The organism is Mesorhizobium sp. NZP2298, from assembly GCF_013170825.1.
Taxonomy (GTDB): Bacteria; Pseudomonadota; Alphaproteobacteria; order Rhizobiales; family Rhizobiaceae; genus Mesorhizobium.
On the sequence record NZ_CP033365.1, the window covers coordinates 468,051 to 487,109 of the forward strand.

A 19,059-nucleotide genomic window follows, 5' to 3' on the forward strand; every position below is an offset into this window, starting at 1 on the left:
CAGGGCGTCCCGACGATCGGCGGGACGCCTGTTTCTTGGCGAAAGCTGCGATCGCCGGCTTTGTTTTTATGCATGTCGTCCTCCCAAGACCGAGGCCACTTTTGGACGATGTGCGGTAGGCTCCTCGACGATCGGATATCCCCTTGGACAATGAAGTGAAATACGGGCTGGGCAACTACCAGCAGATGCGCCGACTGGTGCTTGCCGTGCTTGTGGTGGTGCTGTTTCTGGCGCTGCTGTTCGGCCAGTCGACCTTCCCGCCCGACACGCCGGTGCATGAGACGATCGAGATGTTCGGCGTGCTCTTGATTTTCCTCGGCATCGTCGGACGCCTCTGGGCGACGCTCTACATAGGCGGGCGCAAGTCGTCCGAAGTCGTGACGGGAGGGCCTTATTCGATCACCCGCAATCCGCTCTACGTATTCTCGACCGTGGCCGCGGCTGGTGTCGGAGCGCAGATCGGCTCGTTCTCCGGCATTATTCTCTTTGCGCTGCTCTGCGCCGGGGCCTTCCACATCGTCATCCTGCGCGAGGAGAAGTTCCTCAAGGAAGCGCTCGGCGCGCCGTATGCGGCCTATCTTGCGCGGGTGCCGCGCTTCTTCCCGAAGCTTTCCCTGTACCAGGAGGGCGATACGGGCAGCTTCAAGCCGCGCCTGCTGTTGACCACGCTGCTCGATGGCCTGGTGTTCCTGATCGCGCTGCCGGCCTTCGAACTGATCGACGGCGCCCAGCAGTCGGGCATGCTGCCGGTGTGGTTCACGCTCCCCTGACCGGGAGACACAGCGTCGCACGGTCTCAGGTGTTGCGCACAAGGCGTCTTTGACGTATAGGACCGCCGTTCAAGAGAACCGCCCGGCAGGGCATGCCGTGGCGGTTTCATTTGCTTTTCGGGCTTTGGTCGGCCCGGAGCGAACAAGAAGCGCGATAGTGCGCCAACAATACGGAGTAGCAAAATGCCCAAGATGAAGACCAAATCCGCCGCCAAAAAGCGGTTCAAGATCACAGGTACGGGTAAAGTCCTGTCGGCTGCGGCCGGCAAGCGTCACGGCATGATCAAGCGTTCCAACAAGTTCATTCGAAATGCCCGCGGCACGATGGTTCTGGCTGAACCGGATGGCAAGAAGGTCATCAAGAATTTTCTGCCGAACGGCCTCTGAGGCATTCGGTCCGGACACGCATTAGTTTTACGCAATTCGGAACGGAAAGCCGCCAGGCACCTGGAATTGCTTTTAAGGAGATCATGACATGGCACGCGTAAAGAGAGGCGTCACCTCGCACGCCAAGCACAAGAAGGTCCTGAAAGCCGCCAAGGGCTTCTACGGCCGTCGCAAGAACACCATCCGCATCGCCAAGCAGGCGGTGGAAAAGTCGCTGCAGTACGCTTACCGCGACCGCAAGAACCGCAAGCGCTCGTTCCGCGCGCTGTGGATCCAGCGCATCAACGCCGCGACCCATGAGCACGGCCTGACCTATGGCCGCTTCATCGACGGCCTCAACAAGGCCGGCATCGAGATCGATCGCAAGATCCTGTCCGACATGGCCATCCACGAGCCGCAGGCCTTCGCAGCCCTGGTCGCAAAGGCCAAGGTGGCGCTCGAATATCTGAAGAACACCACGCCGAACGCTTTTGAAAGCGCTGTCGCCTAAGACCAGCGCTTCCCAAGCATTCGCAATTCTGATTTGGGGAACCCGCGCTGGCACGGCTGGCGCGGGTTTTTCTTATGCCTGAACACCCAACTTGAACGTGACTTTCACGTTAGCGCAGATTTCCAACGTAGCGAGTTTGACCGTGAACGACGCAACCACCGGCCTGGATACGCTTGAAAGCTCACTTCTGGCCGATATCGCATCAGCCGCCGACGAGCCGGCCATCGAGGCCGTGCGCATCGCTGCCTTCGGCAAGAAGGGCACCATATCCGAAATGCTGAAGACGCTTGGCGCCATGACCGCCGAGGAGCGCCAGCTCAAGGGCCCTGTCATCAACGGCCTCAAGAACCGCGTCACCGAGGCGCTGACGGCGCGTAAGGCCGAATTGAAGGACGTCGCCATCGCCGCGCGCCTGGCCGCGGAAAAGGTCGATGTGACGCTGCCGGTGCGACAGTCGCCGGCCGAGCGCGGCCGCATCCATCCGATCAGCCAGGTCATAGACGAGATCGCGGCGATCTTCGGCGACCTCGGCTTCTCGATCGCGGAAGGGCCCGATATCGAGAGCGACTATTACAATTTCACCGCGCTGAATTTTCCGGACGGCCATCCGGCGCGCGAGATGCACGACACTTTCTTCTTCCAGCCGGACGAGAAGGGTGAGCGCAAGCTTCTGCGCACCCACACCTCGCCGGTGCAGATCCGCACAATGGAGACTAAGAAGCCGCCGATCCGCATCGTCATTCCGGGCAAGACCTACCGGCAGGATTCCGACGCCACCCATTCACCGATGTTCCATCAGGTCGAGGGGCTGGTGATCGACAGGACAGCTAACGTCGCCAACATGAAGTGGGTGCTGGAAGAATTCTGCAAGGCGTTCTTCGAGGTGCCGTCGGTCAAGATGCGCTTCCGGCCGTCCTTCTTCCCGTTCACCGAGCCCAGCCTTGAAGTCGACATTCAGTGCGACCGCTCGCGGCCCGGCGAAGTGCGGTTCGGCGAAGGCTCCGACTGGATGGAGATCCTCGGCTGCGGCATGGTGCACCCCAATGTGCTGCGCGCCGGTGGGCTCGATCCCGACGAGTACCAGGGCTTTGCCTGGGGGATGGGCATCGACCGCATCGCCATGCTGAAATACGGCATGCCGGACCTGCGCGCCTTCTTCGACGCGGACGTGCGCTGGCTGTCGCATTACGGTTTCCGGCCGCTCGACATGCCGACGCTGTTCGGCGGATTGAGCGCATGACAGCGCCCCACATCGGCGGTTGCCGCTGCGGCGCGGTGCGGTTCGAAGCTTCGGCCGAGCCGCACCACGTCAGCTATTGCCATTGCGGCGATTGCCGGCGGGCAAGCGGCGCGCCGGTTTCGGCCTTTGTCGGCTTCCTGGTCGACCAGGTGGCGTTCACCGGCAAGGCGCTGAAGATGTACGAGAACGGCCCGGTGACGCGCTCCTTCTGCGGCGTCTGCGGCTCGCCCATCGCCTATGTCGATGAGCGGCTGGAAGACGACATCTATTTCATGCTCGGCGCCATGGACGCGCCGGCCGATTTCGAGCCGACGATGCATGCCTATGTCGGCGAGCAGTTGCCCTTCCTGCATATGTCCGACGACTTGCCGAGACACCTGAAATCAAGCGTCAAAAGACCAGACGGAACAATCCAATGAAATTCACCCTCTCCTGGCTCAAGGACCACCTCGAGACCGATGCCTCGCTCAACGAGATCGTCGAGCGGCTGACGTCGATCGGCCTCGAAGTCGAGCATGTCGACGATAAGTCGAGCCTGAAACCCTTCGTCATCGCCAAGGTGCTGACGGCGGTGCAGCACCCCGATGCCGACCGGCTGCGCGTGCTGACCGTCGATACCGGCGACGGCAAGCCCCCCGTGCAGGTCGTCTGCGGCGCGCCGAATGCCCGCGCCGGGTTGATCGGCGCCTTCGCCGCGCCCGGCACCTATGTGCCCGGCATCGACGTGACGCTTACGGTCGGCAAGATCCGTGGCGTCGAAAGCCATGGCATGATGTGTTCCGAGCGCGAACTGGAACTGTCGGACGAGCACAACGGCATCATCGACCTGCCCGAAGATGCGCCTGTCGGCACCAGCTTTGCGTCCTATGCGCATCTCGACGATCCGGTGATCGAGATCAATCTCACGCCGAACCGGCCCGATGCCACCAGCGTCTACGGTATTGCCAGGGACCTGGCGGCGAGCGGGCTCGGCACGCTGAAAAGTGGTTCAGTCGAAGCGATCTCCGGCAAGGGCGAGACGCCGGTCAAGGTGGTGATCGAGGCGCCGGAACTTTGCCCCGGGTTCGCCTTGCGCCTCGTGCGCGGTGTCAAGAATGGCCCGTCGCCGAAATGGCTGCAGCAAAGGCTGATCGCCATTGGGCTGAGGCCGATCAGCGCGCTGGTCGACATCACCAATTACGTCACCTTCGATCGCGGCCGGCCGCTGCATGTGTTCGATGCCAGGAAGGTTGCCGGCAATCTTGTCGTGCGCCGCGCGCGCGACGGCGAGAAGGTGATGGCGCTCGATGGCCGCGAATACACGCTGACATCAGACATGTGCGCCATCGCGGACGACAACGGCGTCGAATCGATCGCCGGCGTGATGGGCGGCGAACATTCAGGCTGCGACGAGAGCACGACCGACGTGCTCATCGAATCGGCGCTCTGGGATCCGATCACCACCGCACGTACCGGCCGCACGCTCGGCATCATCACGGATGCGCGCTACCGTTTCGAGCGCGGTGTCGATCCTGAATTCATGGTGCCCGGCGTCGAGCTGGCGACCAGGCTTGTGCTCGATTTCTGCGGCGGAGAGCCGGCCGAGACCGAGGTCGTCGGCTATGCCGGCCACAAGCCCAAGATCGTCTCCTTCCCACTGTCGGAAGTGACGCGGCTGACCGGCATCGAGGTGCCGAAGGCGGAAGGCCTCGACATCCTGTCGCGCCTCGGCTTCAAGCCGCAGGGTTCGGGCGATGTCGTCGATGTGGTGGTGCCATCCTGGCGTCCCGATGTCGACGGCAAGGCGGACCTGGTCGAAGAGGTGATGCGCATTCACGGCGTCGACAACATCGCGCCGCAGCCGCTCGGCACGCATGACGCAGTCAATTCGAAGATCCTGACCACGCTGCAGGTCCGCACCCGCACCGCCAAGCGCGCGCTTGCCGTGCGCGGCATGATGGAGGCCGTCACCTGGTCGTTCATCCCGGCCAAACATGCCGAACTGTTCGGCGGCGGCCAGACGGCGCTGAAGCTTGCCAACCCGATCGCCGCCGACATGTCCGACATGCGGCCGTCTCTGCTGCCGGGGCTGATCGCCGCCGCGCAGCGCAATGCCGACAAGGGCATTGGCGATGTCGCGCTGTTCGAGGTGTCGGGCACTTATGAGGGCGACGGCGCCGACCAGCAGCGGCGCGTGGCCGCCGGCGTGCGCCGCGGCACCGCCAAGCTCGACGGCTCCGGCCGCAACTGGGCCGGCAATTCAGGCCCGGTCGGCGTGTTCGACGCCAAGGCCGATGCGATCGCGGCACTCGAAGCCTGCGGCGCGCCGGTCGAGCGGCTGCAGATCGAGGCAGGCGGGCCGTCCTGGTACCATCCCGGCCGCTCCGGCACGATCAAGCTCGGGCCGAAGACCGTGCTCGGTACGTTCGGCGAATTCCATCCGAAGACCATGGAAGGACTGGACGTTTCCGGACCGCTCTGTGGTTTCGAAGTGTTCGTCGACGCCGTGCCCGAGCCGAAGGCCAAGCCGACGAAGACCAAGCCGAAGCTGGAGCTCTCCGCCTTCCAGGCGGTGAAGCGCGACTTCGCCTTCGTCGTCGACAAGACGGTGGAAGCCGGCACACTGGTCCGCGCGGCGCTGGCCTCCGACAAGAAGCTGATCACAGGCGTTTCGGTGTTCGACATCTTCGAGGGCGCCTCGCTCGGCGAGGGAAAAAAATCGATCGCTATCGAAGTGTCGATCCAGCCGGTCGAGAAGACGCTGACCGACGAGGATTTCGAAGCGCTGGCCAAGCGCATCGTCGAGAATGTCGGCAAGCAGACGGGCGGCGTTCTGCGCGGCTGAGGCGATCCCGGGGAAAGTGCCTAGCGGTTTTCCCACCGGAATTACGGATTGCGAGCAGATAGCGAATCGCCCTCCAAAGGGCGATGGACCATCTGCGCTATTCCGGACTGCCGTTCGAAGCACAACGCGAGGCGTTTCTCGACATCGTATCGGGGGATCCGCTGATTCACGAAGCCCTGGCGCGTGCCCGCATGCTGGCTCTGCCGGACTGGTTGGTGGTTTCCGGCGCACTCTACAACAGCGTCTGGAACCATCTGACCGGCAAGCCGTCGGGCTATGGCATTAAGGACATTGATCTCTTCTACTTCGATGATGGCGACCTGTCCTACGAGGCCGAGGACGCCGTCATCCGCCGGGCGGCGCGGCATTTCGAGGGGCTGGCGCTACCGGTCGAAGTGCGCAACCAGGCCCGGGTGCATCTGTGGTATCCGCAGAAATTCGGCCAGCCCTGCCCGCGCTATACGAGCGCGAGCGAACCCATCAGCCATTTTGCCTCGATGACGCATGCGGTCGGGGTGCGCTACGATGCCGGCGGGCAGCTTGAACTGGTGGCGCCGTTCGGGCTCGACGATGTCTTTTCGTTCCGCATCACGCCGAACCGGGTGATGGACAACCAGCGGACGCATGAGGCGAAGGGGGCGCGGGCGAGGGAGTGCTGGCCGGAGATTAGTGTCTTGCCTTGGTGACCTCACCCTCCCCCTTGTGGGGAGGGTCGATCCGCGTAGTGGATCGGGGTGGGGGTACTCGTAGGGCGCTCCCCCCCACTCCGTCTCGCTGCCTCCGCTTCGCTGCGACAGCGAGCCGACCTCCCCACAAAAGGGAGGGTGACGGCCTAGCCATTCACCAACGCCAGCAACTCCTCGGTATAGCGCTTGCCCATCACCTTATCGGGCGAAAGCGCGTCACCAATCGCCGCGACCTCGGCCGCACTCAGTTCAATCCCGGCCGCCGCCGTGTTCTGCTCGAGATGGCGGATTTTTCGCGCGCCGGGGATCGGCACGATGAAATCGCCCTGGTGCAGCACCCAGGCGAGCGCAAGTTGCGCAGAGGTCACGCCTTTTTCAGTCGCCAGCTTTTCCAGCGTCGCGATAACCTTGGCATTGGCTTCCATGGCCTCGGCCTGGAAGCGCGGCAGGGTGCGGCGCCAGTCGCCGTCGTCAAGCGTTTCGGGCCTGGCGATGGTACCCGTCAAAAGGCCACGGCCGAGCGGGCTGTACGGAACGAAGCCGATGCCGAGTTCGCGGCACACGGCAAGCACCTCCACTTCCGGATCGCGGCTCCACAGCGAATATTCGCTCTGCACAGCGGCGATCGGATGCACGGCATGCGCCCGGCGGATGGTCGCGGCACTTGCCTCCGAGAGGCCGAGCGCGCGCACCTTGCCCTCGCGCACCAGTTCGGCCATGGCGCCGACCGTATCCTCGATCGGCACGTTGGGATCGACCCGGTGCTGGTAGTAGAGGTCGATGACATCGGTGCCCAACCGCTTCAGCGAGGCTTCGGCCACCGCCTTGACGTGCTCGGGGCGGCTGTCGACGCCGGCCATGCGGTCGAGGCCCGTGCCTTCCTCCTGAATCTTGAAGCCGAATTTGGTGGCGATCGTCACTTTGTTCCGCACCGACTTCAGCGCCCTGCCGAGCAGGATCTCGTTCTCGTAAGGGCCATAGACTTCCGCCGTGTCGAAGAAGTTGACGCCGATCTCGACGGCGCGATGCAGCGTGGCGATTGCCTCTGCCTCCGGCTGGCCGCCATAGGCGAAGCTCATGCCCATGCAGCCGAGGCCGACGGGATAGACGTTCAGTTCAGTTCCTAGCTTGCGGGTTTGCATCACGCGTCTCCTTGTTGTGATGGCTAGGAGATAGCGTCTTGCCTTATGTTCGATAATTGGTTCATCTGTGTACGGGCCGTTCTAAGAAATAGAGCAATGAATCGAGCACATCTTTCGCAGCTGGCGGTGCTGGCAACCGTTGCCCAGTGCGGCAGCTTTCGCGGCGCGGCCAGGGAATTGGCCATCGCACCGTCGGCGGTCAGCCATGCTGTATCCAGCCTGGAGGCGCGGCTTGGCGTGCGACTGCTGGCACGCAGCACGCGCAGCGTTGCGCCGACCGAGGAAGGCGCGCAGTTGCTGGAGCGATTGCGGCCGGCGCTTTCCGAGATCGACCTGGCGCTGGAGACGGCGGTCGAGGCGCGCGACCGGCCGGCCGGGAACCTGCGGCTCAGCGTGCCGCGCACGGCAGCGCATCTGGTGCTGACGCCGCGGCTTGGGGCCTTTGCCCGAGCTTATCCCGACATCGTGCTGGAGATCGTCATCGAGGACCGCTTCACCGATGTGGTGGAAGGTGGTTTCGATGCCGGCGTGCGGCTCGGCGAGAGCCTGCAGCGCGACATGATCGCGGTGCGCATCGGGCCGGACCTTCGCGGCGCGGTGGTCGGCGCGCCATCCTATTTCGAAGCGAATCCCAAGCCGCACCACCCGCGCGATCTTGCCGACCATCGCTGCATCCGCTTCCGCTTCTCCAGCGGCATCCTCTACCGCTGGGAATTCGAGAAGGATGGTGAGGAGATCGAGATATCAGCGCAAGGGCCGCTGATCCTCGATGAGGACCATCTGATCGCGCAGACGGCGGTCGACGGCGCCGGTCTGGCCTTCGTCTTCGAGCCCTATGTCCGCGCGCCGCTCGCCGACGGCAGGCTTATCCGAGTGCTGGAGGACTGGTGTCCCTCCTTCGATGGATTCTTCGTCTATTACCCGAGCCGACGGCAGATGCGGCCGGCACTCAGCTTTCGTGGATTTCTTCAAGGTGAGTGGGTAACGGGCGGGCGGGAACGAAAGAGGCAGTCGCTTCGGCTTGAACTCATTCAGCTGACGTCGGCGGGAAGAAGCGTCGATCGGCGGCGTTTGCCAATCATGCAATCTGCCATCACCAACACGCCAACCCGCTACGGCTGGGCGATGATCCTCCTTCACTGGCTGATCGGCATCATCTTCATCGGCCAGTTCGCCCTCGGCTTCATGATGGTGCGCATCGCCAGCCAGCGCACGGCCTTCGAGCTGATCCAGCTGCACAAATCGCTGGGCTTTCTGCTGCTTGGCCTCATCATCCTGCGCATCGCCTGGCGGCTCGGCAATGCTGCGCCTGCACTGCCGCGCTCGGTCGGAACGCTCGAGCGCCGCACCGCACCGCTTGCACATTTCGCGCTCTATGCGTTTCAGCTTGCATTGCCTTTGTCCGGCTGGGCGCTGGTGTCGGTGTCTACGCTGGAGATCCCCAGCTTGCCGTTCAACCTTTTCGTCATGCCTAATCTGCCGCTCGCCGAATCGGATGCGGCGGAAAGTTTCTGGGCGGCGGCGCATTGGTACCTAGCCTATGCCGGCATCGCCCTGGTTGCGCTGCATATCGCGGCGGCGCTGCGTCATCACTTCCAACTCAGGGACACCGTGCTCACGCGCATGATCACGCCTTCGTCAGATCGCGACTTGGAATAGAGCGGCAGGTTCAGTCGTTCATGGGTTGAGGGCGCAGGAAAATGCGCTGCCTCCAACAAGGAATATCCCCATGTATGCGCGCATCCTCGGATTTGCGGCGGTCGCCGCTTGCCTTGCCATGCCTGTTTCAGCGGCTGTCGCGCTCGGCGACGCCGCCGGAAGTTACTCGTTCAGCCCGGCCACATCGAGCATCCGTTTTTCGATCGGCAAGGTTGGCGGTGGTGGCCTGAACGGCGCCTTCGCCCGCTTCAAGGGCTCGATCCGCATCGACAACAGCGATGTCGGGCACTCCGAGGTCGATTTCACCATTTTTCCCGAAAGTGTCGGCACCGGCCAGGGCCGCATCGATGCGTTCCTCCGCTCCGACGCGGTGTTCGATGCGGCCAACAGCCCGGAGATCCAGTTCCGCTCGACCAGCGTGACCCGCACCGGCGACACGACAGCCCTTGTCACCGGCAGGTTGACGGCGCGCGGGAAGACGTTTCCGGAAAAGTTCACCGCCGAGCTCGACGGCTTGAAGGGCGGCACGATCAAATTCCATGTCACTGGCAAGGTGCTCAGATCGCGCTACGGCATGGATGTCGGCACGCCGATCTATTCGAACATCGTTGATTTCGACATGACACTGACGGGTAAGCGGAGCTAACCCGGGGAAGCGGGGGCTGATCTACGATCAGCCTTCGGTCATTGGCTTTTCCATCGATTTCGGGCAAACCTCGTCTGATATAATCGACATGGAGACGCGTGATGTTCCGATGGGGTGTGTTGTCGACGGCCAAGATCGGCCGCGAACAGTTGTTGCCGGCAATCGTCGAGGCGGAGAACGGCGTGCTGTCGGCGATCGCCAGCCGCGACCTGTCGAAGGCCAAGGCGCTGGCAGACCGTTTCGGCGCCCGCCACGCCTTCGGCTCCTATGAGGAATTGCTGGCTTCCAAGGATATTGACGGCGTCTACATCCCGCTGCCGACCTCACAGCATGTCGAATGGACGGCAAAGGCGATCGAGGCGGGAAAGCATGTGCTGGTCGAGAAGCCGCTGGCGCTCGACGCCAAGGACATTCTCCCCCTGATCAAGCTGCGCGACGCCAAGAAAGTGCTGGTCTGCGAAGCCTTCATGGTCATCTATCATCCGCAATGGATCAAAGTGCGCGATCTCATCGCCAGCGGCGCCATCGGCCGGCTGCGCCATGTCCAGGGTGCGTTCTCCTACTACAATGTCGACCCCAACAATATGCGCAACCAGCTCGATCTCGGCGGCGGCGCGCTGCCCGACATCGGCGTCTACCCGACCGTGTCGACGCGCTTTTCGACCGGCAAGGAGCCTAGCCGTGTCCAGGCGACGATCGAGCGCGACAAGAAATTCGGCACCGACATCTACTCCTCGATCCGCGCCGATTTCGGCGATTTCGAACTGTCCTTCTATCTGTCGACGCAGATGGCGGCGCGCCAGGTGATGGTGTTCCACGGCGAAAAGGGTTTCATCGAGGTCTTCTCCCCGTTCAATGCCGGGCTCTATGACCATCACCGCGTCGAATTGCACAACCAGAACCACACCGAAGCGCAAGTGTTTCGTTTCCCCGGCACGCAGCAGTACCGGCTGGAGGTCGAAACTTTCGCGCGGGCGGCACAGGGCGGCAAGGAACGTGTTTTCACTCTGGAGGAGTCCGTGCTCAACCAGAAGGTCATCGATGCCATCTTCCGCGCTGGCGGCAAGGACGGCTGGGAGGCCGTCTAACTCTTGCTTGACGCAATTCCGGACGGAAAACCGCTTGCACCCGGAATTGCGTTAACCGGCTAATTCTTGGAGGAGAGATGGCTGACGAGGCGGACGTGATCATTGTTGGCGCCGGCCTTGCCGGGCTGGTTGCCGCCGCCGAGCTTGCCGAGGCCGGCAAGAAGATCATCATCGTCGACCAGGAGCCGGAGCAGTCGCTCGGCGGCCAGGCGTTCTGGTCGTTCGGTGGCCTTTTCCTCGTCGATTCACCCGAGCAACGGCGCATGCGCATCCGCGATTCGCATGATCTGGCGCTCGATGACTGGATGGGCACCGCCGCCTTCGACCGGCCGGAGGATTTCTGGCCGCGCAAATGGGCGGAGGCCTATGTCGGTTTCGCCGCCGGCGAGAAACGTTCCTGGCTGATCGAGCGCGGCCTGAAGTTCTTTCCTGTCGTCGGCTGGGCCGAGCGCGGCGGCGGCAACGCCATCGGCCACGGCAATTCGGTGCCGCGCTTCCACATCACCTGGGGAACCGGCCCCGGCGTGCTCGAACCTTTTGTGCTGCGCGTGCGCGAGGCGCAAAAGCGCGGATTGGTCAGCTTCAGGTTCCGCCACCGCGTCAATGAACTGACGCGGACGGGCGGCGCCGTGACCGGTGTGCGCGGCGATATCCTTGAGCCGAGCACGGTCGAGCGCGGCCACAAGAGCTCGCGCGAGGTATCAGGCGAATTCGAGCTGCATGCGCAAGCGGTGATCGTCGCTTCCGGCGGCATCGGCGGCAACCATCAGCTGGTGCGGGAAAACTGGCCCAAGCGGTTGGGCGCCGCGCCAAAGCGCATGATCACCGGGGTGCCGGACCATGTCGACGGCCGCATGCTGGCGATCACCGAGGCGGCCGGCGGTTCGATCATCAACCGCGACCGCATGTGGCACTATGTCGAGGGCATCAGGAACTGGGCGCCGATCTGGACCGAGCATGCGATCCGCATCCTTCCCGGCCCGTCGTCGCTATGGCTCGATGCCAAGGGAAAACGCCTGCCGGTGCCGCTCTATCCCGGGTTCGATACGCTGGGCACGCTCAGCCATATCATGAGCACCGGCTTCGACTATTCCTGGTTCATCCTGACCAGGAAAATCATCCAGAAGGAGTTCGCGCTGTCGGGCTCCGAGCAGAACCCGGACCTGACCGGCAAGAGCTGGCGTCAGGTGCTCGGCCGCGCGACATCGGGCATTCCGGGTCCGGTGAAAGCCTTCATGGAGAAGGGCGAAGACTTCATCGTCGAGGCCGACCTTTCGAAGCTGGTCGCGCGCATGAACGCGCTGGCCGGCGGCGAGCCGCTGCTCGAGCTTGCCCAGGTCGAGCGCGAGATCCGCGCCCGCGACAGGCAACTCGACAATCCGTTCTCCAAGGACATGCAGATCACCGCACTGCGCGGCACCCGCGCCTATCTCGGCGACAAGCTCATCCGCACGGCCAAGCCGCACAAGATGCTCGACCCGGCGAATGGCCCGCTGATCGCGGTGCGCCTCAACATCCTGACCCGCAAGACGCTGGGCGGCCTGCAGACCGATCTCGACAGCCGCGTGCTGGGTGCCGATGGCCAGCCGGTCAGCGGGCTCTATGCCGTCGGCGAAGCCGCCGGTTTCGGGGGCGGCGGCGTGCATGGCTATGCGGCGCTGGAAGGCACATTCCTCGGCGGCTGCATCTTTTCAGGCCGCAGCGCCGGCCGGGCAGCGGCACGTTCGGTGGCGTGAAACGACGGTACCGCTGCCTGATCCATCGCCTGCGCCTCCATATGCCCGGGCGATAAACATATGACTTTTTTATATTTTTCAGATTTCGCCCGCCTCGAATACAAATGCCGATGCTTTTATCTTTCCGAGTGCAGCCGGTGCTGAGCCGCTGCAGGCAGCCGCCACCTCGTGGCGGCGGTACCAGAAAGAAGGAAGTCTTCGATGTTCCTCTCAGACGGGCTGTATCTGCCCACCCATCGCCCTATGCCGGCGTCGCAGGTCGAACAGATCAGGCGTGTGGCGAACACCAATCGCCGGCCGGTCAGCCTGATCGCGCCGTTCACACCGACATGGTGGCTCCTGGTCGTCGGCGCCTTGCTGGCCGCCGCCGCGATCGCTGCCCAGCTTTCCTGAAAGGCAGGAGATGACCATGCAAAACTCCCCTATTCCCCCCGACAGAAACGCCCTTCACCGCTTCATCGTCGGGCGCGATGGCGAAGGCCACTGGATCGCGCGTGACGAAGAAGGCCAGACCGGCGGCGTTTTTGCCGACAAGAATTCCGCTGTCCGTTTCGCCACCATGGAAAGCGGCCATCGGGCCGGCGCGATACGCTTCGCACCGGCGAGTGTGCGGCTTTCCCTGTTCAACTGAGCCGCGCCCGTTCCGAGCTGATCGGAACGATCTGGCCATGGACAATTCCAACACCATTGCTGGCCCCAACAGCGCCGATCTCGCCGGATTGCTCGATCGCCTGCCGCTTGTCGGCCGGCTGCTCGAACACCAGCTTTGGGAGGCGGCACGCGCCCTGTCGCTCGACAGATCGTCCCGGCAAGGCCGGCGATTCGCCGGTCTGATGGAGGCCGGCGCCTTCCTAGACGCCGTCCTCCTGCTGGTCGCGTCGTCGAAGCCGGAGCGTTCGGTATCGGCCATCAGCAAGATCGGCGAGCGCTGGTTTTGCTCCATTGAAATCACATCCGCAGGGCCACCGACCAAGGCCGGCAGGGCAGAAGCGGACCACACCGATCTGGCTGCCGCGCTGCTGTCGGCCCTGCTTTCCTCGCACCTCGAAAAGACGGTGTATCCAAAAATTCATCCAGGAGAATCCCATGACACCCGAACAAGCCCGAATGCGCCTGACCGGAGCGATGACCGCGCTGGTAACGCCGTTCACCGACGGCGAGGTCGATCTGAAGCAACTGACCGCGCTGTTGCGCTGGCAGATCGAACAAGGGATCAACGGGCTGGTCCCATGCGGCACCACAGGTGAGGCCCCGACCCTGTCATGGGAGGAGCGCCTCGATATCCTCGCGCTCTGCGTAAAGGTCGCCGGCGGCCGGATCCCGGTCATCGCCGGCACCGGAACGAACAGCACCGAGACGACGATCGCCTTTTCGACAGCCGCCGAAGCCTTTGGCGCCGATGCCGCCCTCATCGTGACGCCCTACTACAACAGGCCGAGCCAGGAAGGGATTTTTCGCCATTTCGAGGCGGTCGCCAGAAAGGTCAAGATACCGATCATCGTCTACAACGTTCCGGCGCGAACCGGCGTTGACCTGTCCGAGGACACGATCGAGCGCCTGGCGCAGATCCCGACCATCGTCGGCATCAAGGACGCCACCGGCGATGTGAGCCGGCTATCCTCGCTTCCTGCCGTGCTCAGGCGCCGCTTCATCTTTCTGTCCGGCCATGACGCGACATCGTTCGGCTTCAACACGATGGGCGGGCGCGGAACGATCTCGGTGATCTCCAATGTCGCGCCGCGACTGTGCGTCGAGATGCACGATGCGTGCAGGCAGGGCGACCACCATACCGCCCGGGCCATCCATCATCGCTTGCGACCGCTGATCGCGGCATTGGAGCTTGAGAGCAATCCGGTGCCGGTCAAATATGCAATGAGCCTGGCGCTGGGCATGAGCAGGGATGTCCGTTTGCCGCTGACTCCGGTTCGTCCTGAAACCGAGACCGCGATACGCGAAGCCATGCTGGTCCTGAACGGGAGCATGGCCGGCGCCGTGCAATCAAGACCGGTGCCGGCCTTGCCCGTGCCGTGGCGGCCTTGACGAAGGCGCCTTGCTGTCAACGGCATAAACCAGCCCCGGCTGGACGATCCATTCCCCGGTGCGGAGCGCTTCGACATCGAAGCGCCCGCTGCGGTCGCGAGGTGCAACGCCGACAAAACGGTATTGTAGTCCACTCGCATCGACGACGATATCGGCGATAGGATGATCCGCGAGCCGCCCGATGATTGTTCCCTTCTCCCTGAGGTTTGCCAGGACGAAATACTCCGTCGGCACCCTTTGGCTGGTCCCGGAGGTCAGCCAGGCTGAATGTGATTTCATGGTCGTCTGAAGCCAGTTTGTTGATCGGGCCTCAGTCAGGCAGCGGCCCGCAACTACATAATCGCTGGCGGCATAGGAATTCGAGAGGGGGTTTTGGCCTGAATTATATACGCCGCATATGTCCTGGCAGTTCGTGACGAAAGCCACCCACCAGCGTCAGGCGCCCCGTCCGAGCGCGGCGATCGCGTCGACGATTCGCGTGAAACTTTCGCGGGCGCGACCGACCGTGTGCCGAGCCCTGAGGTAGCCATGCACCAGCCCCAGTTCCTCGAACCAGGTGGCCTGCCCGCCCGCCGCGACGATCCGGTCGCGATAAGTCTCGCCGTCTGAAGACAGCGGGTCGCACTCGGCGGTGATCAGCACCGTCGGCGGCAGGTTGGCGAAGTCGGTGTCCGCCAGCGGCGAGAGTGTTATGTCGCCGGCCCGGTCCGCGCCACCGGTGCGGATATGCTTGTAGAATTCGAGATCGCGCATGGTCAGCATCGGCGCTTCGGCATGCGTGACATAGGAACCCTTCAAGCGGTCGCCGCCAAGGCCGGGATAGATCAGCACCTGGCCCACCGGCTGTTTCGCGCGGCCGCGTGTGGCGTGCGCAACGGCGGCGCAGAGATTGCCGCCCGCACTGTCGCCACAGAGCAGGATGGGTCTATCGCGGGTGGATGCAACCCATGCGAAGGCGCTCATCGCGTCGTCGAAGGCCGCCGGATGCAGATGCTCCGGCGCCAGCCGGTAATCGACCGAGACAACCTCATGGCCGGTGCGGGCGCAGAGCTCGGCGCAGACATCGTCATGGCTGTCCAGCCCGCCAAGGATGAAGCCGCCGCCATGGATGTAGAGCACTGTCGCCGCCGGTTGCGGGGCGCTTCGGTAGATGCGGATCGGAATGCCGTGCGTGGGCGTTGCAATGGCTGAGGTTTCGACAGCTACGCCCTCAGGATAGCCGGCAAAGAATTCTCGGCACATGCGGTCATAGATTTCGCGCTGCTGTGCGATCGTGTAGTCGATCGTATCGGGCGGATAATAGGAATTGGTCCGTTCGATGAAGGCCCAGGTCTCGGCGTCAATGAGTTTTGTGTAGTCGGTCATGGAACTCCTTTACCTCCCCCGTTGATGGAGGAGGTCGCCGCGGTGCGGCGGGTGCGGGTGACGGCGCTTCACCCAACCCCGGACCTTCGGTCCGACCCTCCCATCAAGGGGAGGGTAAGGTGGCTCACTTCCCCTTCCACACCGGATCGCGCTTTTCGGCGAAGGCGCGGAAACCTTCCATATTGTCTTCGGAGCCGTAGAGGACATCAACCGTCGCCAACTGGCGGCGCGTCACCTTGTTCATGGCGTCCTGGAAGGTCAGCGCTTCGGCCACCCGTGCAGTCTCCTTGATCGCCGCGAACACCAGCGGCGGACCACTGGCCAGCAGGCGGGCGATCTCCCAGACGCGGTCCTCGAGCTTTTCCTTGGGCAGCACCTCGTTGACCAGGCCCCAGCGATGCGCCTCGGCGACATCCATCCAGCGGCCGGTGAGCAGGAGATCCATGGCGACATGATAGGGGATGCGCTTGGGCAGCTTGATCGTCGCCGCATCGGCCAGCGTGCCGGCGCGGATTTCCGGCAGTGCGAAGGAAGAGTGGTCGGAGGCGTAGATGAGGTCGCAGGACAGCGCCAGTTCGAAGCCGCCGCCCACCGCCATGCCGTTCACGCAAGCGATGACCGGCTTGTTCAGGTCGCGCAGTTCCTGCAGCCCGGCAAAGCCGCCTACGCCATAATCGCCGTCGACCGCATCGCCGCCGGCGGCGGCTTTCAGGTCCCAGCCGGCGCAGAAGAACTTGTCGCCAGCGGTCTTGACGATGGCGACGCGCAGTTCCGGATCGTCGCGGAACGCCTTGAAGGTTTCGCCCATCAGCCGCGACGTCTTCAGGTCGATGGCATTGGCCTTGGGCCGGTCCAGGGTGACCTCGAGGATCGAGCCTTCCCGGCGGGTCGAAATGACGTCAGACATTCTTGTTTTCTCCCAGCACCAGCAGCGCGTCGGCGATCCAGGCGCCCTTGCCTTCGACGCAGACGATCAGCGGGTTGATGTCGAGTTCCTCGATCTCGCCGGCATTCTTCTGCACGAAGCCGGCAATGCCCGCGATGGCGTCGATGGCGGCCGCGACGTCGGCCTTCGGCCGGCCGCGATAGCCTTCGAGCAGCGGGAACAGCTTCAGGCCGCGCAATGCCGCCTCGATGTCGTCGCGGGTCGCCGGGAGCATCAAGGTGACGCTGTCGCGCAGCAATTCGACCAGAACGCCGCCGGTGCCGAGCGTCATGACCGCGCCGAACATCGGATCGCGGGTGAAGCCGACAATCAGTTCGGCAACGCCGTCGCGCACCATGCGTTCGACATAGAGGCCGGTGCCGAGCGGCAGCAGATCATGCGCCGCCGTGCTGACGGATTCCGCGTCCTTGAGGTTGAGCTTGACGGCGCCGACCTCGGATTTGTGGGTGACGCCCAGCGCCTTCAGGGCGACGGGAAAGCCGAGCGCCATCGAGGAAATCACTGCCTCGACCGCATTGCCGGCACGCTCGCCCTTCGGCACGGGAAGCCCGGCCTTGATGAGCCGCCCCTTGGCTTCGGCCTCGTCAGGCGTGACATGCTCGCCGCCGGCGGCACCGGCAGCTGACGTGTCGACCGGCTGCGCCTGCGGTTCAGCCCACGCCCAGCCGATGAAGGCCGCCGCGCCAGCGGCATCCATGGCCTCGGAAATGCCGAACAACGGCACCATGCCGCGCGCCATCAGTTCGGCGGTGTATTCCTCGGGCAGGTTCTCCGGCAGCGAGGAGACGATGGCGCCATGCGCCTTGTTCGTCTTCAGAGCCGATTCGAAGGCGCGCAGCGTCGCCCACCAGTCGGTGACCGAGCAGCGATCCGGACGCGGGAAATCGAGCACCAGCATGTTGAGGTCGAAGCCGCCCGACACCATGGCGGTGAAGGTGGCGGTCATCGCCGGCTCGTTGTTCCAGATGAAGGTGTGATAGTCCAACGGGTTGGCGACCGCGACCAGCGGCCCAAGCGTTGATTTGACATGGGCGCGGTGCTGTTCCGTCAGAACCGGGAAGTTGACCCAGCGCCCTTCGGCGCTGTCGGCCATGACGGAGGCTTCGCCGCCGGAACAGCTCATCGACGATAGTTTGTACCCCGGCAGCGGACCGGTGATGTGCAGCAGCTTCAGCGCCTCGATGAAGGCCGGGATGGAATCGACGCGGGCAATTCCAAGCCGCCTCAGAAAGGCGCCCGAGGCCGCATCCGAGCCGGCGAGCGAGGCGGTGTGCGAGACGGTCGCCTGCCGCGCCTGTTCGGAGCGGCCAACCTTCATGGCGATGATCGGCTTTTTTAGCTCGCGCGCCCTGGCGGCCAAGCGTTCGAAGCCGGCTACGGAGTCAAAAGCCTCGATGTGCAGGCCCAGCGATGTCACACGCTCATCCTCGATCAGGCCGAGCGCCATTTCGGACAGGCCGGTCTGCGCCTGGTTGCCGGCGGTCATCAGGAAGGCGATCGGCAAGCCACGCTTCTGCATCGTCATGTTGATGGCGATGTTGGAGGACTGGGTGATGATGGCTACGCCCTTGCCGCCTTCCTCCAGCCTGATGCCGCCATGCTGGTCGGGCCACAGAAGCGCGCCGTCGGCATAGTTGATCAGGCCGTAGCAGTTCGGGCCGATGATCGGCATCTGGCCGGCGGCCGCGACCAGCTCGGCCTGCAGCCGTTCGCCGTCATCGTCATAGGCCTCGGTTTCGAGGAAGCCGGCGGCAAAGCAGACGGCGCCACCGGCGCCGCGCTCGGCCAGCGCCTTGATGACCTCGATGGTCAGATGGCGGTTGACGCCGACAAAGGCGGCATCCGGCGCGCCGGGCAGATCCGCGACGGACCGATAGGCCTTGCGGCCGGCAACCTCGTCCTTGGTCGGATGCACCGGCCAGATTTCGCCGGCAAAGCCCATCTTGATCGATTGCGCGACGACGGCGGCGGCCTGCACGCCGCCGAAGACGGCGATGGATTTCGGGCGCAGGAGACGTTCGAGTTTATGCATGGTCATCT

At 63.8% G+C, this 19,059-nt stretch carries 19 protein-coding genes and 1 pseudogene; 16 read left to right on the plus strand and 4 right to left on the minus strand.

Going from position 1 to position 19,059, the window contains the following annotated elements:
- Positions 1-143: 143 nt before the first annotated feature.
- The 7 genes from EB231_RS02100 to EB231_RS02130 all read left to right on the plus strand — a co-directional run bounded on the left by EB231_RS02100 (position 144) and on the right by EB231_RS02130 (position 6,397).
- Entirely contained in the window at positions 144-770 is a 627-nt protein-coding gene (locus EB231_RS02100) for a methyltransferase family protein (RefSeq protein ID WP_056568993.1), read from the plus strand.
- A 183-nt stretch (positions 771-953) separates the two neighbouring features.
- Entirely contained in the window at positions 954-1,157 is a 204-nt protein-coding gene (gene rpmI / locus EB231_RS02105) for a 50S ribosomal protein L35 (RefSeq protein WP_006201248.1), read from the plus strand.
- 88 nt (positions 1,158-1,245) lie between these two features.
- A complete protein-coding gene (gene rplT, locus EB231_RS02110; RefSeq protein WP_006201247.1) occupies positions 1,246-1,647 on the plus strand; it encodes a 50S ribosomal protein L20 in 402 nt (133 codons plus the stop codon).
- 142 nt (positions 1,648-1,789) lie between these two features.
- Entirely contained in the window at positions 1,790-2,887 is a 1,098-nt protein-coding gene (gene pheS / locus EB231_RS02115) for a phenylalanine--tRNA ligase subunit alpha (protein WP_172347378.1), read from the plus strand.
- Positions 2,884-3,306: a GFA family protein gene (locus EB231_RS02120; RefSeq protein WP_172347379.1), complete on the plus strand. Its 423-nt coding sequence runs from the start codon at positions 2,884-2,886 to the stop codon at positions 3,304-3,306. The genes pheS and EB231_RS02120 overlap by 4 nt, the downstream gene beginning before the upstream one ends.
- The gene (gene pheT / locus EB231_RS02125; RefSeq protein ID WP_172347380.1) at positions 3,303-5,711 is read left to right on the plus strand and encodes a phenylalanine--tRNA ligase subunit beta; all 2,409 of its coding nucleotides are present in this window, start codon (positions 3,303-3,305) and stop codon (positions 5,709-5,711) included. The genes EB231_RS02120 and pheT overlap by 4 nt, the downstream gene beginning before the upstream one ends.
- Positions 5,712-5,794: 83 nt before the next feature.
- A complete protein-coding gene (locus tag EB231_RS02130) occupies positions 5,795-6,397 on the plus strand; it encodes a nucleotidyltransferase family protein (protein ID WP_172347381.1) in 603 nt (200 codons plus the stop codon).
- A gap of 146 nt (positions 6,398-6,543) precedes the next feature.
- On the opposite strand, the gene EB231_RS02135 is transcribed toward EB231_RS02130, so the two are convergent.
- Positions 6,544-7,539: an aldo/keto reductase gene (locus EB231_RS02135; RefSeq protein WP_172347382.1), complete on the minus strand. Its 996-nt coding sequence runs from the start codon at positions 7,537-7,539 to the stop codon at positions 6,544-6,546.
- A 96-nt stretch (positions 7,540-7,635) separates the two neighbouring features.
- Here EB231_RS02135 and EB231_RS02140 point away from each other — a divergent pair.
- From EB231_RS02140 to dapA, 9 genes and pseudogenes are all read left to right on the plus strand, one after another.
- Positions 7,636-8,524, plus strand: a pseudogene (locus EB231_RS02140) (LysR substrate-binding domain-containing protein).
- Positions 8,525-8,619: 95 nt separating this feature from the next.
- The gene (locus EB231_RS02145; protein WP_172352782.1) at positions 8,620-9,198 is read left to right on the plus strand and encodes a cytochrome b; all 579 of its coding nucleotides are present in this window, start codon (positions 8,620-8,622) and stop codon (positions 9,196-9,198) included.
- Positions 9,199-9,268: 70 nt separating this feature from the next.
- Positions 9,269-9,844, plus strand: coding sequence for a YceI family protein (locus tag EB231_RS02150; RefSeq protein ID WP_172347383.1), 576 nt, complete (start codon positions 9,269-9,271; stop codon positions 9,842-9,844).
- A gap of 101 nt (positions 9,845-9,945) precedes the next feature.
- Positions 9,946-10,932 (plus strand): Gfo/Idh/MocA family protein, encoded by a 987-nt coding sequence (locus EB231_RS02155; RefSeq protein WP_172347384.1) that lies wholly within the window; start codon positions 9,946-9,948, stop codon positions 10,930-10,932.
- A 77-nt stretch (positions 10,933-11,009) separates the two neighbouring features.
- Positions 11,010-12,668 (plus strand): FAD-binding dehydrogenase, encoded by a 1,659-nt coding sequence (locus tag EB231_RS02160; RefSeq protein WP_172347385.1) that lies wholly within the window; start codon positions 11,010-11,012, stop codon positions 12,666-12,668.
- A 201-nt stretch (positions 12,669-12,869) separates the two neighbouring features.
- Positions 12,870-13,061 (plus strand): hypothetical protein, encoded by a 192-nt coding sequence (locus EB231_RS02165; protein ID WP_172347386.1) that lies wholly within the window; start codon positions 12,870-12,872, stop codon positions 13,059-13,061.
- A 16-nt stretch (positions 13,062-13,077) separates the two neighbouring features.
- A complete protein-coding gene (locus tag EB231_RS02170; RefSeq protein WP_246740858.1) occupies positions 13,078-13,299 on the plus strand; it encodes a hypothetical protein in 222 nt (73 codons plus the stop codon).
- 37 nt (positions 13,300-13,336) lie between these two features.
- Positions 13,337-13,915, plus strand: coding sequence for a hypothetical protein (locus EB231_RS35050; protein WP_246740859.1), 579 nt, complete (start codon positions 13,337-13,339; stop codon positions 13,913-13,915).
- Entirely contained in the window at positions 13,803-14,708 is a 906-nt protein-coding gene (gene dapA / locus EB231_RS02175; protein WP_246740995.1) for a 4-hydroxy-tetrahydrodipicolinate synthase, read from the plus strand. Before EB231_RS35050 ends, dapA begins: the two co-directional genes overlap by 113 nt.
- Before the next feature lie 435 nt (positions 14,709-15,143).
- Here the strand turns inward: dapA and EB231_RS02180 are convergent, their stop codons facing one another.
- From EB231_RS02180 to EB231_RS02190, 3 genes are all read right to left on the minus strand, one after another.
- Entirely contained in the window at positions 15,144-16,073 is a 930-nt protein-coding gene (locus EB231_RS02180; RefSeq protein WP_172347389.1) for an alpha/beta hydrolase, read from the minus strand.
- Between the two features lie 124 nt (positions 16,074-16,197).
- On the minus strand, positions 16,198-16,980 hold the full coding sequence (locus EB231_RS02185) for a carnitinyl-CoA dehydratase (RefSeq protein ID WP_172347390.1): 783 nt from the start codon (positions 16,978-16,980) through the stop codon (positions 16,198-16,200).
- Positions 16,973-19,051, minus strand: coding sequence for an acetate--CoA ligase family protein (locus tag EB231_RS02190; protein ID WP_172347391.1), 2,079 nt, complete (start codon positions 19,049-19,051; stop codon positions 16,973-16,975). Before EB231_RS02190 ends, EB231_RS02185 begins: the two co-directional genes overlap by 8 nt.
- Between the last annotated feature and the right edge of the window lie 8 nt (positions 19,052-19,059).